We start from the raw sequence: 15078 nt of genomic DNA, 5'->3' as shown, positions 1-15078 counted from the left end.
TCCGATAAGCGCCCTACCTTAATGGAGCGGGCGCCTTTCGGTCGAGTTTAAAGTGTCGAGTCGCAAATGTTGAGCTGATCGGTATCAGCGATACTGCAGGAAGACGTTCTCTCGTCCGAACTGGTCACGCAGCGCCTGAATCAGGCTGTCTGCGGGATCGATCCGCCACGCTTCGCCGAACTGCAGCAGTGCCTTGGCTTCCTGCCCGGTGTAGTCGAGGGTGATCGGGCATGCGCCGCGGTGCTTCTTGCACAGCTCGCCCAGCCAGCGCAGCCGGTCGCCCTTGAGCGCTTCGGCACGCACGTTCAGGCGCAGACTCTCCGCCAACCCGGTGCGCGCTTCTTCCAGGCTCATCACCCGTTTGGCGCGTAACCGCAGGCCGCCGGAGAAATCATCGGTACTGACCTCCCCTTCCACCACCACCATCGCGTCGGTTTGCAGCAGCGACTGGGCGGCCTGGAACGAATCGGCAAACAGCGACGCTTCGATACGCCCTGAACGGTCGTCCAGGGTGATGAAGCCCATCTTGTCGCCCTTTTTGTTTTTCATCACCCGCAGCGCGATGATCAGACCGGCAATGGTCTGGGTTTCCCGCGAGGGTTTCAGATCAACAATACGTTGGCGCGCGAAGCGGCGGATCTCACCTTCATATTCGTCGATCGGGTGGCCGGTCAGGTACAGGCCCAGGGTTTCTTTCTCGCCACGCAACCGTTCCTTGAGCGTGACCTCTTTGGCGCTGCGATGGTTCGCGTAAACGTCGGCGTCGGCTTCGACGAACAGGCCGCCGAAGAGATCGGCATGGCCGCTGTCGTGACTGCGCGCGGTCTGCTCGGCGGCCTGAATGGCTTCTTCCAGCGCGGCCAGCAGCACGCCGCGATTGCGATCAATGTTGGCTTGGTACTGTTTCGGTTCGTCATAGAAGAACGGGCCGAGACGGTCCAGGGCACCACTGCGAATCAGGCCATCGAGGGTGCGCTTGTTCACGCGCTTGAGGTCGATGCGGGCGCAGAAATCGAACAGATCGGCAAACGGGCCTTCCTGACGCGCTTCGGTGATGGCTTCCACCGGGCCTTCGCCGACGCCCTTGATCGCACCGAGGCCATAGACGATACGGCCGTCGTCGTTCACGGTGAACTTGAATTCGGAGTTGTTCACGTCCGGCGCATCCAGGCGCAGTTTCATGATCCGCACTTCTTCGATCAAGGTCACGACCTTGTCGGTGTTGTGCATGTCCGCTGAAAGCACCGCCGCCATGAATGGCGCCGGGTAGTGACGCTTGAGCCAGGCAGTCTGGTACGACACCAGCCCGTAGGCCGCCGAGTGCGACTTGTTGAAACCGTAACCGGCGAATTTCTCTACCAGGTCGAAAATGTTACCGGCCAGGTCCGGGTCGATATTGTTGGTCTTGCAGCCCTCAATGAAACCGCCGCGCTGCTTGGCCATTTCCTCGGGCTTCTTTTTACCCATTGCACGACGCAACATGTCCGCGCCGCCGAGGGTGTAGCCGGCCATGACCTGCGCAATCTGCATCACCTGTTCCTGATACAGGATGATGCCGTAGGTCGGCGCAAGCACCGGCTTGAGGCCTTCGTACTGGTAATCGACGTGGGGGTACGACAGCTCCGCACGACCGTGCTTGCGGTTGATGAAGTCGTCAACCATGCCCGATTGCAAAGGACCGGGGCGGAACAGCGCCACCAGTGCGATCAAGTCTTCCAGGCAGTCAGGCTTGAGCTTTTTGATCAGCTCTTTCATGCCGCGGGATTCAAGCTGGAAGACGGCCGTGGTTTCGGCGCGCTGCAGCAGCTCGTAGGTCGGCATGTCGTCCAGCGGGATGAACGCGATGTCGAGGGGTTCTTCGTCGACCTTGGCGCGGTCGCGGTTAATCGTCTTCAGGGCCCAGTCGATGATGGTCAGGGTGCGCAGACCGAGGAAGTCGAACTTCACCAGACCGGCTGCCTCGACGTCATCCTTGTCGAACTGGGTGACCAGGCCGCCGCCCTCTTCATCGCAGTAGATCGCCGAGAAGTCAGTCAGTTTGGTCGGCGCGATGACCACGCCGCCGGCGTGCTTGCCGACGTTACGCACAACGCCTTCGAGCTTGCGCGCCATTTCCCAGATTTCCGCCGCTTCCTCATCCACCTTGAGGAAGTCGCGCAGGATCTCTTCCTGCTCGTAGGCTTTTTCAAGGGTCATGCCGACTTCGAAGGGGATCATCTTCGACAGACGATCGGCCAATCCGTAGGACTTGCCCTGCACCCGCGCCACGTCCCGGACCACCGCCTTCGCGGCCATGGAACCGAAGGTGATGATCTGGCTGACCGCGTTGCGACCGTATTTTTCGGCCACGTACTCAATGACCCGATCGCGACCGTCCATGCAGAAGTCGACGTCGAAGTCGGGCATGGAAACCCGCTCGGGGTTAAGAAAACGTTCGAACAGCAGGTCGTATTCCAGCGGGTCGAGGTCGGTGATCTTCTGCACATAGGCCACCAGCGAGCCAGCACCCGACCCCCGGCCCGGCCCCACCGGCACGCCGTTGCTCTTGGCCCACTGGATAAAATCCATCACGATCAGGAAGTAACCGGGGAACCCCATCTGGATGATGATATCCAGCTCGAAATTCAGGCGGTCAACGTAAACCTGTCGCTTGGCCTCGTAGTCCGGCGTGGTCTCTTTCGGCCAGAGCACGGCAAGGCGCTCTTCCAGCCCCTCGAAGGATACCTTGCGGAAATACTCGTCGATGGTCATGCCATCGGGGATCGGGAAGTTGGGCAGAAAGTGCGTGCCCAGCTTGACGTCGATATTGCAACGCTTGGCGATCTCGACGGTGTTGGCGAGGGCGTCCGGCAGATCGCTGAACAGCTCGGCCATCTCCTCCGCGCTCTTCAGGTACTGCTGATCGCTGTAGTTGTGCGAGCGGCGCGGATCGTCCAACGCCCGGCCTTCGCCGATGCACACGCGGGTTTCGTGGGCTTCGAAATCTTCCTGCTTGATGAAACGCACGTCGTTGCTCGCCACCAGCGGCACGCCATGGCGCTCGGCCAGGGCGACGGCGGCGTGCAGGTGCTCTTCATCATTGATGCGGTTGGTGCGCTGGACTTCGATGTAGAAGCGGTCCTGGAAAACCGTCAGCCACTCTTTCAGCAACTCATCGGCTTCCGCCGGGTTGCCGCCGAGCAGGGCCATGCCGATCTCGCCTTCCTTGGCCGCTGACAGGGCAATCAGCCCTTCGCTGGCCTCGGCCACCCACTCGCGCTCGATCACTACCAGGCCATTGCGCTGGCCATGCATGAAGCCTCGGGAAATCAGCTCTGTGAGGTTGAGGTAGCCTTTGGGGTTCATCACCAGCAGGCTCAAACGGCTGAGCGGCGCATCGCGGTCACGCCCGGCCAACCAGACGTCGGCGCCGCAGATCGGCTTGATGCCCGCGCCCATGGCCGCTTTGTAGAACTTCACCAGCGAGCACATGTTGTGCTGGTCGGTCACCGCCACGGCCGGCATGTTCATGGCCGTCAGCGCCTTGACCAACGGTTTTACACGGACCAGACCATCAACGAGGGAGTATTCGGTGTGCAGGCGTAGATGAACGAAAGAAGCCGGCATGGGTGATCCTATGGTGCACAAAAAACGAAGGCCGGATTGTACCGGCCATTCAGAAAAACATCAGCCCGCGATCAACTGAGTGGCAGCGACATAAAACCGGTGGAGACCATCATGTCCCGTGCAGCCCAGGCCTGACGGACCGGACCGAACGAACGCCGATGAATCGGCGTAGGCCCCAGCCGCGCCAGTGCTTCGAGGTGCACGGCGGTGGGATAACCTTTATGGCCGCCGATGCCGTAGCCCGGATAAAGCAGCTCCATGCGCGCCATTTCCCGGTCGCGACTGACCTTGGCCAGAATCGAGGCGGCGGCAATGGCCGGCACGTGAGCATCGCCCTGAATGACCGGCGCGCTGGGCACCGACAGCTGCGGGCAGCGATTGCCGTCGATCAGCGCCAGCTTCGGCGTGATGATCAAGCCTTCTACCGCGCGCTTCATCGCCAGCATGGTGGCGTGAAGAATATTCAGCTCATCGATCTCTTCGACCTCGGCCCGCGCGATGTGCCAGCACAGCGCTTTCTCGCAGATCTCGTCGAACAGTCTTTCGCGCTTGGCTTCGGTGAGCTTCTTCGAATCGTTCAGGCCCAGAACCGGACGCTTGGGATCAAGAATGACGGCCGCAGTGACAACGGCGCCACACAGTGGGCCGCGGCCGACTTCGTCGACACCGGCGACCAGATCCTCGACAAGATTGAAGTCCAGACCCATTTGCATTGATTGCCTGCTCATTGTGAAGGCGTTGCGCCAATCAGGTTCAACACCGCTTCGGCGGCCTGATTGGACGCATCGCGACGCAAGGTTCGGTGAATCGCGTCGAAGCCAGCCGTCTGTGCGTCGCCGTTATCCAGCAACGGCAACAGCGTCTGCGCCAGGGCTTCGGCGGTCGCCGCGTCCTGCAGAAGCTCCGGGACCAGCAACCGCTGGGCCAGCAGGTTCGGCAGCGACACGTACGGGCTCTTCACCATCCGCTTGAGTATCCAGTAAGTCAGTGGCGCCATACGATAGGCAACCACCATCGGTCGTTTGTACAGCAACGCTTCCAGGGTCGCTGTGCCGGAAGCGATCAGCACGGCATTGCACGCGGCCAGCGCCACGTGGGACTGGCCGTCGAGCAGGGTGAGCGGAAGATCGCGGCCTTGCAGAAGTTGCTCAATCTGTTCACGGCGCTGAGGGCTGGCGCAGGGCAGCACGAAACGGATGTCGGGGCGCGCGGCCAGCAGGCGCTCGGCTGCGTCAAAAAACAGCGCACCGAGGCGTCCGACTTCGCCACCGCGACTGCCCGGCATCAACGCAACCACCGGACCTTCGCCCAGGCCAAGTTCAGCACGCGCGGCCCGTTGATCCGCCTGCAGCGGAATGGCGTCGGCCAGCGGATGCCCGACAAAGCGCACCGGCACGCCCTTCTCTTCATAGAAACGGGCTTCGAACGGCAGCAAGGTCAGCATCAAGTCGCAGCCTTCGCGGATTTTCAGGACACGCTTCTGCCGCCACGCCCACACGGAGGGGCTGACGTAGTGTACGGTCTTGATGCCGGCCTGACGCAGCTTGAGTTCGATATTGAGGGTGAAATCCGGCGCGTCGATACCGATGAACACGTCCGGCTTTGCGTCGATGAGGGTCTGAATCAGCAACTTGCGCCGGGCGAGCAGCTCTTTGAGGCGACCCAGCACTTCCACGAGGCCCATGACCGACAGGCGCTCCATCGGAAAATACGACGTCATGCCCTGGGCTTCCATGAGCGGCCCGCCGACACCGATGAATTCGGCGTCCGGATGCCGCGCCTTGATCGCACGCATCAAGCCGGAGCCGAGGATGTCGCCGGAGGCCTCTCCGGCCACCAGCGCAATACGCAAGCGAGCCATGGTCAGCGGGTGATGCCGCGAGTCGAAGACTGGATGGACGTGAGGAACAGCTCGACTTCGGGGAACTGCGCAGCGGGTTCGCTCAGCTCGACCATCGCCTGTTCCACGGTCAGGCCCTGACGGTAGACGGTCTTGTAGGCGCGGCGCAGCGCATGAATCGCTTCCTCGGAGAACCCCCGACGACGCATGCCTTCGAAGTTCATGCTGCGGGCTTCGGCAGGGTTGCCAAACACGGTGACAAACGCCGGAACGTCCTTGCCGATGGCAGTGCCCATGCCGGAAAAGCTGTGCGCGCCGATGTGGCAATACTGATGCACCAGGGTAAACCCGGACAGAATGGCCCAGTCATCCACGTGCACATGACCGGCCAACGCCGTGTTGTTGACCAGAATGCAGTGATTGCCTATGACGCTGTCATGGCCGATGTGCGCGTAGGCCATGATCAGGTTGTGGTCACCCAGGGTGGTTTCCGCACGGTCCTGAATGGTGCCACGGTGGATCGTCACGCCTTCGCGGATGACGTTGTGGTCACCGATTACCAGACGCGTCGCTTCACCTTTGTATTTCAGATCAGGCGTGTCCTCACCTACCGAAGAAAACTGGTAGATGTGGTTGTGTTTACCGATCTTGGTCGGGCCGCGCAGGATCACATGCGGACCGATCACTGTACCCTCGCCGATTTCCACACCAGGTCCGACGATCGACCACGGGCCGACCTCCACATTGTCGGCCAGCACGGCCGTCGGATCGATGATTGCGCGAGAGTCAATCAAACTCATAGTTTGCGTTCCGCACAGATGATTTCAGCCGAGCACACCGGCTTGCCATCAACCGATGCCTGGCACTCGAACTTCCAGATCTGCCGCTTGCAGCTCAGGAACTTCGCTTCGAGGATCAGCTGATCACCCGGCAGCACGGGCTGGCGGAAGCGCAGCTTGTCGGAGCCGACGAAGTAATACAGGGTGCCATCGGCAGGCTTCACATCGAGCATCTTGAAACCCAGGATGCCGGCAGCTTGAGCCATGGCCTCAATGATCAGCACGCCCGGCATGATCGGGTGCTGCGGAAAGTGACCGTTGAAGAAAGGCTCGTTGATGCTGACGTTCTTGTAGGCACGAATGCTCTTGGTCTCGACATCCAGCTCCACCACACGGTCCACAAGCAGGAACGGGTAACGGTGCGGCAGATATTCGCGGATTTCGTTGATGTCCATCATTTCGAAAGGAAGCCTGTAGTAAAGAGTGGGAGGGCGCGACTAACGCGCGTCACTCCTCTAGCAAATCAAGGAGGCAGTTTATCGGCTGTGCACGCTTGATAAGAAAAAGTATCAGCTATCAGATGAAGGCTTACCGCCTGAGGTCACCGCCTCGACAATCTTTTCCAGATGCTGCAGACGTCGCGCCATGTCGTCGAGATGACGCATGCGTGCCGCGCTCTTGCGCCACTCCGCGGCCGGCTGCATGGCTGTCCCGGAAGAATACCAGCCCGGCTCTGTGATCGACCGCGTCACCATGGTCATGCCGGTGACGACAACCCCATCACAAAGCTCGATATGGCCCACCAGCCCGACACCGCCGGCCAACTGGCAGTGTTTGCCGATCTTGGCGCTGCCCGAAATGCCAACACACGCAGCCATGGCCGTGTGGTCGCCGATCTGGACGTTGTGGGCGATCTGAATCTGGTTATCCAGCTTCACGCCGTTGCCGATGCGCGTATCGTCCATGGCGCCGCGGTCGATCGCGGTGTTCACGCCAATTTCGACATCGTCACCGACGGTCACACCGCCAATCTGCGCGACCTTCTGCCAGACGCCTTTCTCGTTGGCGAAACCAAAACCTTCGCCACCCAATACCGCACCGGACTGAATGACCACCCGCTGCCCGATGCGAACGTCGTGATACAGCGTGACGCGCGGTGCAAGCCAGCCACCCTCGCCAATCACGCTGCGGGCACCGATGAAGCAATGGGCACCAATGGTCACACCGGCCGCAATCCGCGCTCCGCTCTCGATGACAGCATAAGCGCCGACGCTGGCCGCCGGGTCGACGAAAGCGTCTGCGGCCACTACTGCAGTCGGGTGTACGCCGACGGCAGCTTTGGGCTTGGGATCGAACAGATGGGAAATACGGGCGTAGGCCAGATACGGATCAGGCACCAGCAACGCGTCGGCGGCATACCCTTCTGCATCCGCCGGCTTGAGCAGCACGGCAGCGGCGTGGGTGGTCGCGAGGAATTTTCGGTACTTGGGATTGTCCAGAAAGCTGACCTGATCGGGACCGGCTTCCTGCAAGGTTGCCAGTCCCGTGATTTGCTTGTCCGCCGGGCCACGCAGAGTGGCGCCGAGGAACTCGGCCAAGTGGCCGAGTGTGGTCGTCATAGTCATGAAACTTACTTCAGCTGATTCATGCGCTCGATGACCTGGCGAGTGACGTCGTATTGCGGCTTGACGTCAATCACGGCACCGCGCTCGAACACCAGGTCAAAGCCGCCTTTCTTGATCACTTCTTCCACAGCCTGGTCCAGCTTGGGCTTGAGTTGCTTGAGCATGTCGCGGTCAGCAACAGCCTTGGCTTCGTTCAGCTCTTTGGACTGGAACTGGAAATCACGGGCTTTTTGCTTGAAGTCCAGTTCCAGACGCTCGCGCTCAGGCTGGGCCATTTTGTCGCCACCGGCGACCAGACGATCCTGAATGCCTTTGGCGCTGCTTTCCAGAGCCTTGAGTTTGGTCAGCTGAGGTCCGAATTTTTTCTCTGCATCCACGGCGTACCGTTTGGCTGCGTCGGATTCGAGCAGGGCCATTTGGTAGTTCAGTACTGCGATTTTCATGTCAGCAAATGCCGGGCCTGCGATCAGAACCGTTGCCAGCAATGCCAATTGGGTCAACTTACGCACGATGTAACTCCTACAGAATCCGTTGTCGTTAGCAGTGATCAGACCCTTAGAAGGTCTGACCGAGAGAGAATTGGAAGACCTGGGTTTCGGTGCTGTCGTCCGGTTTCTTGACCGGCATCGCCAGGGCAAAACTCAACGGACCCAGTGCAGTGACCCACGTCACGCCGACACCGACGGAGCTCGCCAGGCCGGAGAGATCAGGGCCATTACATTCGACCTTCTGACCGTCAGTCGTCGTCTTCTGGGAACCGCAGTTGGTGTTAAAGGTGTTACCCACATCCCAGAAGATCGAGGTACGCAGCGAACGCTGGTCCTTGATGAATGGCAGCGGAAACAGGATTTCCGCACCACCGGTGATCAGGACGTTACCACCGAACGGCAGCGGATCTTGATCCGGGTCAGCAATGGTTCCTGGCTTACCGCCGTTCTCAGCACTACGACTTGGTGTACTGCGCGGACCGAGCGTACTGTCCTTGAAGCCGCGAACCGAGTTGAAACCACCGGCGTAGTAATTCTCGTAGAACGGCAGACCGGACGTGGAACCATAACCGTCGCCATAGCCCAGCTCCGAGTGCAGACGCAGGGTGTAGTTGTTGGTGATCGGGTGGAACAACTGACCGCGGTAATCAAGTTTGAAGAACGACAGGTCGCTGCCCGGAATGGTGGTTTCCAGGGTCAGGCTCTGGGAGCTACCACGGGTTGGCAAGGTGCCTTTGTTCAGGGTCGACTCGGACCAGCCCACCGACGCCTTGAAGTTGGTGAAGCTGTCGCCTTCCTTCTCGATGAAGTCGAAGATCTCATCAACGGTGTATTTACCGGTGCTCAGTTCATCCTTCTGTACCGACAGGCCGAAGTTCAGGCGAGAAGTCTCGCTGATCGGGTAGCCCATGTTGATGCCGGCACCCAGGCTGTCAACCGAATAGCTCGCTACGTCGACGTCAAGGTCGTCGTAGTCGGTCTTGCGGTAGAACGCGCTGTAGCCAAGGCTCACACCGTCCGGCGTGAAGTACGGATTGACGTAGCTGAAGTTGTAACGGGTCTGGTATTCGCTTTTGGTCAGGCCGATGCTGACCTTGTTACCCGTACCCAGGAAGTTGTTCTGGCTGATGGAGCCACCGAGGATCAGACCCGCGCTCTGCGCAAAGCCGACACTGGCGGTGATCGAACCGGACGCCTGCTCTTCAACGGCGTAGTTCACGTCTACCTGATCGTCGGTGCCAGGCACCGCCGGGGTTTCAACGTTCACTTCCTTGAAGAAGCCCAAACGGTCAAGACGGGTCTTGGACTGGTCGATCAGGTAAGTGGAGGCCCAGCCGCCTTCCATCTGACGCATTTCGCGGCGTAGCACTTCGTCTGCTGTCTTGGTGTTGCCACGGAAGTTGATGCGGTTGACGTAAGCACGCTTGCCCGGATCGACGACGAAAGTGATATCGACCGTGTGGTCTTCATCGTTCGGGGTCGGCACACCGTTGACGTTGGCGAAGGTGTAACCCTCGTTACCCAGACGGCGGGTGATCAGCTCGGAGGTGGTGGTCATCACCTTACGGGAGAACACCTGGCCCGGCTTGACCAGCAGCAGCGATTTGACCTGATCTTCAGGGACCTTGAGGTCACCGCTCAGCTTGACCGACTTGACGCTGTACTTCTCGCCTTCATGAATGTTGACGGTGATGTACACGCTCTTCTTGTCGGGCGTGATGGATACCTGAGTCGAGGCGATATCCATGTTGATATAGCCGCGGTCGAGGTAGTACGAACGCAGACGTTCCAGGTCACCGGAGAGCTTCTCACGGGCGTACTTGTCGTCGTTCTTGAAGAAGGAAAGCCAGTTGGTGGTCTTCAGTTCGAACAGATCCACCAGATCGTCTTCAGGGAAGACCGAGTTGCCCACCACGTTGATGTGCTGGATGGCGGCAACTGCGCCCTCGTTGATGTTGATCTTCAGACCCACACGGTTACGCGGCTGCGGCACGACTTCGGTGGCGACTTCTGCAGAGTAACGACCCTGTGCAACGTACTGACGTTGCAGCTCGTTGCGCACGCCTTCCAGCGTTGCACGCTGGAAAATCTCGCCTTCGGCCAGACCCGACTGCTTCAGACCCTTCATCAGGTCCTCGGTGGTGATCGCTTTGTTGCCTTCGATCTCGATACTCGAAACCGACGGACGCTCGACAACTGTGATGACCAGGACGTTGCCGTCGCGGCCCAGCTGGATGTCCTGGAAAAATCCGGTTTTGAACAGCGCGCGAGTTGCGTCGACAAGACGCCCATCATCGGCCTGTTCACCCACGTTCAACGGCAGCGCGCCAAACACGCTGCCGGCGGAAACCCGCTGCAGACCGTTGACACGGATATCGGAGATAGTGAAGGACTCGGCGTGAACTTCGGCGATCATCAGTACGGCAAGAACCGCAGTTAGCAGCAGACGTTTCATGAAGTCCTTTCTTATTCCAACTGGCAATAAACAAACTGCCGCAAAATGCGGCAGATTCACAATTCGGCGTAGCTTTTACAGTCGTCCCAGATCGTTGACCAGTGCGAGCAACATCACTCCAACCACCAGACTGATACCGATCTGAACCCCCCAGCCCTGCACCTTCTCTGACAGTGGTCGACCACGCGCCCACTCGATCAGATAAAACAGCAAGTGCCCCCCATCCAGCACGGGTATGGGCAGCAAATTGAGAACACCCAGGCTTATGCTCAGATAAGCGAGGAAATTCAGGAAGTCACCTACGCCTGACTGGGCCGAAGCGCCCGCCACTTTAGCAATGGTTATCGGTCCGCTCAAGTTTTTTACCGAGAGCTCGCCGAACAACATTTTCTTCAGCGAATCGAGCGTGAGCACGCTCATGGTCCAGGTACGCCGCGCGCCTTCTGCCACGGCGGCTACAGGGCCATAGCTCACCTCGCGCAACATCTCCGGCGGCCAATCCACACCTTTCACGCCCGCACCCAGATACCCGGTCGCCGCAGCGCCTTCGCCCCGTGTAACCAGATCGACAGGCACATTCAGCTGAGCGCCGTCACGCTCGACGCGCACGGAAATCCGCGTATCGGCATGGACACGAACCCAGTCCACGACCTTCTGCCATTCGTCGACAGGCTCGTCATTAAGGGCCAGCAGACGGTCACCGGTTTTAAGACCTGCGGTTTGTGCAGGGCCTTTCGGATCGAGCTCTGCCAGAACCGGCGGCAGGGCTGGACGCCAGGGACGAATACCCAGCGAACGAATAGGGTCCGGCTCGGCTGCGCCCTTGAGCCAGTCGTTGAGCACCAGCGAACGTGGGGTTTCCACGTCAGAACCCTGCTCGCGAACCTTCAACGCGATGCTGCCGCTCTCACCCAGGCGACGCACCAGTTGCAGGTTCACGCCGGCCCACCCGGTGACGGCTTCGCCATCCACCGAGACAATTTCCTGACCGGAACTCAGCCCGGCCTTTTCCGCAATACTGCCTGGCTCGACGCCGCCCACCACAGGCCGCACCTGCTGGCTGCCCAGCATGGCGAGTACCCAGAAAAATACAATCGCCAGCAGAAAGTTGGCGACCGGGCCGGCAATCACGATAGCGATACGCTGGTAGACCGACTTGCGGTTAAAAGACTGATCAGCCAGCTCGGGGGGGACGTCGCCCTCCCGTTCGTCGAGCATTTTCACGTAGCCGCCGAGCGGAATCGCCGCCACGACGTATTCGGTGCCCTTGCGATCACTCCAGCGCAACAACGGCATGCCAAAGCCCACCGAAAAACGCAGGACTTTGACACCACAGCGGCGGGCCACCCAGAAGTGGCCGAACTCGTGAAACGTCACCAGCACGCCCAGCGCAACCAGGGTGCCGACAATCATGTATAGCGCGCTCATCGCTGCTCTCCGGGTACCGATCTAGCGGTGCGTTGAAGCCCACATTGCCTGCGAATCATAAGAAACATTACTGCCTGACCCGACTGCCTAGCGACCATTGCGCCCTAGCCATTGCTCAGCCAGCGCACGCGCTCGCGCATCGATCTCGAAAACCGTCTCCAGCTCGGACACGGCGACGACGGGCTCAAGGTTCAGAACCTCGTCGATCATACTCGCGATTTCCGGGTAGCGAATGCGCTTGTCCAGAAACGCCGCGACCGCGACTTCATTGGCAGCATTCAGTACCGCAGGTGCACTGTCGCCCGCCTCAGCAGCTTGCCGTGCCAGACGCAGGCATGGGAAGCGCACTTCGTCCGGTGCCTCGAAGTCCAGCCGCGCGATGCTGAACAGATCCAGCGGCGAGACACCTGAGTCGATGCGCTCGGGCCAGGCCAGCGCGTGGGCAATCGGCGTACGCATGTCGGGATTACCCAACTGCGCGAGCACCGAGCCGTCGACGTAATCGACCATCGAATGGATCACGCTCTGAGGGTGAATCACCACCTCGATCCGCGAGGGCGTCGTGTCGAACAGCCAGCAGGCTTCGATCAGCTCAAGGCCCTTGTTCATCATGCTGGCGGAATCGACGGAAATCTTGCGGCCCATGGACCAGTTGGGATGGGCGCAGGCCTGATCCGGGGAAACGTGCTCCAGCTCGGCGAGCGGTGTCTGCCGGAACGGGCCACCGGATGCGGTCAGCAGAATGCGCCTGACGCCAACCTTCTCGAGACCGCTTTCGTAATCACGCGGCAAGCACTGGAAGATCGCGTTGTGTTCGCTGTCAAGCGGCAGCAGCACCGTCCCACTGCGACGAACAGCCTGCATGAACAAGGCGCCGGACATGACCAGCGCTTCTTTGTTGGCCAGCAGGACCTTCTTGCCCGCCTCGACAGCGGCCAGGGTCGGACGCAAACCGGCGGCACCGACGATCGCGGCCAGCACGGTATCCACCAGAGGGTGTGCAGACACTTCACAGAGCCCGCCCTCCCCCACCAGCACGCGGGTATCGAGACCCGCGGCGCGCAGGTCGTCCTGCAACTGCCGCGCGGCGGCTGTCGTCGGAACCACGGCGAATTGCGGGGTATGTCGAACGCACAACGCCAGCAGCTCGGCCAGACGCGTGTAGCCCGTCAGGGCAAACACCTGGTACCTCGACGGGTGCCGTGCAATGACGTCCAGCGTACTTAACCCGACCGAGCCCGTCGCGCCAAGCACGGTAATGAGCTGAGGCGTACTCACATCACGCCCCAGTCCTGGGCAGCCCAGAGCAGCAATGCGAACACCGGAATGGCAGCGGTCAGGCTGTCGATGCGATCCAGCACACCACCGTGGCCTGGCAGCAGGTTGCTGCTGTCCTTGAGCCCGGATTTGCGCTTGAACATGCTCTCAGTGAGGTCACCGACGACCGAGATCAGCACGACGATCGCCGCGCACACCAGCGCGAAGATGATTTCGCCCAGCGACCAGCCGCGATAGACACCCACCGCCGCAGTGATCAGCAGGCACGCCGCCAGACCACCATAAAGGCCTTCCCAGCTTTTACCCGGGCTGACCTTCGGCGCCAGCTTGCGCTTGCCGAATGCCTTGCCGGAGAAATAGGCGCCAATGTCGGCACCCCACACCAGAATCATCACCGACAGGATCAGCCAGTTGCCCAGCGGCATTTGCTTGATCAGCACCAGACCCTGCCACGCCGGCAGCAGTATCAGCAAACCGATCAGCAGCTTGCAGATGGCACTGGACCAGTGCTCGCTGGACTCGGGATAGGTCAGCACCAGCCAGGTTGCCACCAGCCACCAGATCAGCGCCGCCACCAGCAACCAAGGCGCGAGGTCGGGCAACAGGTACAACAGAAACAGCAGCGCAGCGACCACCACGGCGTACAGAACGCGGGAAGATTGCGCCTCGAAGCCGGAGAGACGCGCCCACTCCCATGCGCCGAGCACGACGACTGCACCAATGAACAATGCAAAGCTGCCGCCTTCGAGCAGGAAGAAACCGCACAGGGCCAGCGGCGCAAGGATCAGCGCAGTGATGATTCGTTGTTTAAGCATTAAGCGCGGGCTCCAGCTTCTACCTGCTCGCTGGTTTTCCCGAAGCGGCGTTGGCGAGAAGCGAAATCGGCCAGCGCAGTGCGCATGGCATCGTGTTTGAAGTCCGGCCAGAACAGGTCGGAGAAATACAGCTCGGCATAGGCCAGCTGCCAGAGCAGGAAGTTGCTGATGCGGTGCTCGCCGCCCGTGCGGATGCAGAGGTCGGGCAACGGCAGATCGCCAGTGGCCAGGCACGTCTGCAGAAGCTCCGGAGTGATGTCGTCCGGCCGCAAGTGGCCTGCCTGAACTTCACGGGCCAGCCGCTGGGCTGCCTGAGCGATATCCCACTGACCGCCGTAGTTGGCGGCAATCTGCAAAACAAAGCGGCTGTTTTCAGCCGTGCGCTGCTCGGCTTCGCGGATGGCGGCCTGAAGCTCGGGATGAAACCGCGAACGGTCGCCGATGATGCGCAGACTGATGCCGTTCTCGTTCAGGCGCTTGGTTTCGCGACGCAGCGCCGTGAAAAACAACTCCATCAGCGCGCCGACCTCTTCCGCCGGGCGCTGCCAGTTCTCGCTGGAGAACGCGAACAAGGTCAGCACTTCGACCTTGGCCTCTGCACAGACTTCAATCACGGCACGAACAGCATCGACCCCGGCCTTGTGGCCCGCTACACCGGGTAGCAGGCGCTTTTTGGCCCAGCGGTTGTTCCCATCCATGATGATCGCGACATGACGCGGCACCGATGCCGGCGCAGCCAGCTTTGTCTTATCCATGAAAGCTTC

At 60.4% G+C, this 15078-nt stretch carries 12 protein-coding genes; all 12 read right to left on the bottom strand.

Annotated features, from left to right (window positions below; genetic code table 11):
* Nucleotides 1-84: 84 nt before the first annotated feature.
* Complete coding sequence (dnaE, locus tag QWI18_RS18635; protein WP_192132162.1) at nt 85-3606, bottom strand: DNA polymerase III subunit alpha; 3522 nt, start codon at nt 3604-3606, stop codon at nt 85-87.
* 71 nt (nt 3607-3677) lie between these two features.
* A complete protein-coding gene (gene rnhB / locus QWI18_RS18630) occupies nt 3678-4319 on the bottom strand; it encodes a ribonuclease HII (RefSeq protein WP_369319500.1) in 642 nt (213 codons plus the stop codon).
* A gap of 11 nt (nt 4320-4330) precedes the next feature.
* The gene (gene lpxB, locus QWI18_RS18625) at nt 4331-5467 is read right to left on the bottom strand and encodes a lipid-A-disaccharide synthase (RefSeq protein WP_192132164.1); all 1137 of its coding nucleotides are present in this window, start codon (nt 5465-5467) and stop codon (nt 4331-4333) included.
* A gap of 2 nt (nt 5468-5469) precedes the next feature.
* Nucleotides 5470-6246: an acyl-ACP--UDP-N-acetylglucosamine O-acyltransferase gene (gene lpxA / locus QWI18_RS18620; RefSeq protein ID WP_192132166.1), complete on the bottom strand. Its 777-nt coding sequence runs from the start codon at nt 6244-6246 to the stop codon at nt 5470-5472.
* Nucleotides 6243-6683, bottom strand: coding sequence for a 3-hydroxyacyl-ACP dehydratase FabZ (fabZ, locus tag QWI18_RS18615; RefSeq protein WP_037014232.1), 441 nt, complete (start codon nt 6681-6683; stop codon nt 6243-6245). The genes lpxA and fabZ overlap by 4 nt, the downstream gene beginning before the upstream one ends.
* Nucleotides 6684-6794: 111 nt before the next feature.
* Nucleotides 6795-7850 (bottom strand): UDP-3-O-(3-hydroxymyristoyl)glucosamine N-acyltransferase, encoded by a 1056-nt coding sequence (lpxD, locus tag QWI18_RS18610; RefSeq protein WP_192132168.1) that lies wholly within the window; start codon nt 7848-7850, stop codon nt 6795-6797.
* Nucleotides 7851-7855: 5 nt separating this feature from the next.
* Complete coding sequence (locus tag QWI18_RS18605; RefSeq protein WP_037014235.1) at nt 7856-8359, bottom strand: OmpH family outer membrane protein; 504 nt, start codon at nt 8357-8359, stop codon at nt 7856-7858.
* Between the two features lie 46 nt (nt 8360-8405).
* The gene (bamA, locus tag QWI18_RS18600; RefSeq protein ID WP_192132171.1) at nt 8406-10793 is read right to left on the bottom strand and encodes an outer membrane protein assembly factor BamA; all 2388 of its coding nucleotides are present in this window, start codon (nt 10791-10793) and stop codon (nt 8406-8408) included.
* Nucleotides 10794-10868: 75 nt separating this feature from the next.
* Nucleotides 10869-12221, bottom strand: coding sequence for an RIP metalloprotease RseP (gene rseP, locus QWI18_RS18595; RefSeq protein ID WP_369319499.1), 1353 nt, complete (start codon nt 12219-12221; stop codon nt 10869-10871).
* Between the two features lie 87 nt (nt 12222-12308).
* Complete coding sequence (gene ispC, locus QWI18_RS18590) at nt 12309-13499, bottom strand: 1-deoxy-D-xylulose-5-phosphate reductoisomerase (RefSeq protein ID WP_296309212.1); 1191 nt, start codon at nt 13497-13499, stop codon at nt 12309-12311.
* Entirely contained in the window at nt 13496-14314 is an 819-nt protein-coding gene (locus QWI18_RS18585) for a phosphatidate cytidylyltransferase (protein WP_065989843.1), read from the bottom strand. Before QWI18_RS18585 ends, ispC begins: the two co-directional genes overlap by 4 nt.
* Nucleotides 14314-15069: a polyprenyl diphosphate synthase gene (gene uppS, locus QWI18_RS18580; protein WP_065989844.1), complete on the bottom strand. Its 756-nt coding sequence runs from the start codon at nt 15067-15069 to the stop codon at nt 14314-14316. The genes QWI18_RS18585 and uppS overlap by 1 nt, the downstream gene beginning before the upstream one ends.
* Nucleotides 15070-15078 lie beyond the last annotated feature (9 nt).

The sequence above is a fragment of the Pseudomonas sp. W2Oct36 genome, assembly GCF_041060465.1.
GTDB lineage: Bacteria > Pseudomonadota > Gammaproteobacteria > Pseudomonadales > Pseudomonadaceae > Aquipseudomonas > Aquipseudomonas graminis_B.
The sequence above is the reverse complement of the archived record's forward strand: the minus strand, read 5'-3'. Positions and strand labels throughout refer to the sequence as shown.

Bases quoted from the DNA above. Each gene is read 5' to 3' on its own strand.
- dnaE (WP_192132162.1), bottom strand. From the start codon at position 3,606: ATGCCGGCTTCTTTCGTTCATCTACGCCTGCACACCGAATACTCCCTC.
- bamA (WP_192132171.1), bottom strand. From the start codon at position 10,793: ATGAAACGTCTGCTGCTAACTGCGGTTCTTGCCGTACTGATGATCGCC.
- QWI18_RS18585 (WP_065989843.1), bottom strand. From the start codon at position 14,314: ATGCTTAAACAACGAATCATCACTGCGCTGATCCTTGCGCCGCTGGCC.
- lpxA (WP_192132166.1), bottom strand. From the start codon at position 6,246: ATGAGTTTGATTGACTCTCGCGCAATCATCGATCCGACGGCCGTGCTG.
- rnhB (WP_369319500.1), bottom strand. From the start codon at position 4,319: ATGCAAATGGGTCTGGACTTCAATCTTGTCGAGGATCTGGTCGCCGGT.
- rseP (WP_369319499.1), bottom strand. From the start codon at position 12,221: ATGAGCGCGCTATACATGATTGTCGGCACCCTGGTTGCGCTGGGCGTG.
- lpxD (WP_192132168.1), bottom strand. From the start codon at position 7,850: ATGACTATGACGACCACACTCGGCCACTTGGCCGAGTTCCTCGGCGCC.
- lpxB (WP_192132164.1), bottom strand. From the start codon at position 5,467: ATGGCTCGCTTGCGTATTGCGCTGGTGGCCGGAGAGGCCTCCGGCGAC.
- fabZ (WP_037014232.1), bottom strand. From the start codon at position 6,683: ATGATGGACATCAACGAAATCCGCGAATATCTGCCGCACCGTTACCCG.
- uppS (WP_065989844.1), bottom strand. From the start codon at position 15,069: ATGGATAAGACAAAGCTGGCTGCGCCGGCATCGGTGCCGCGTCATGTC.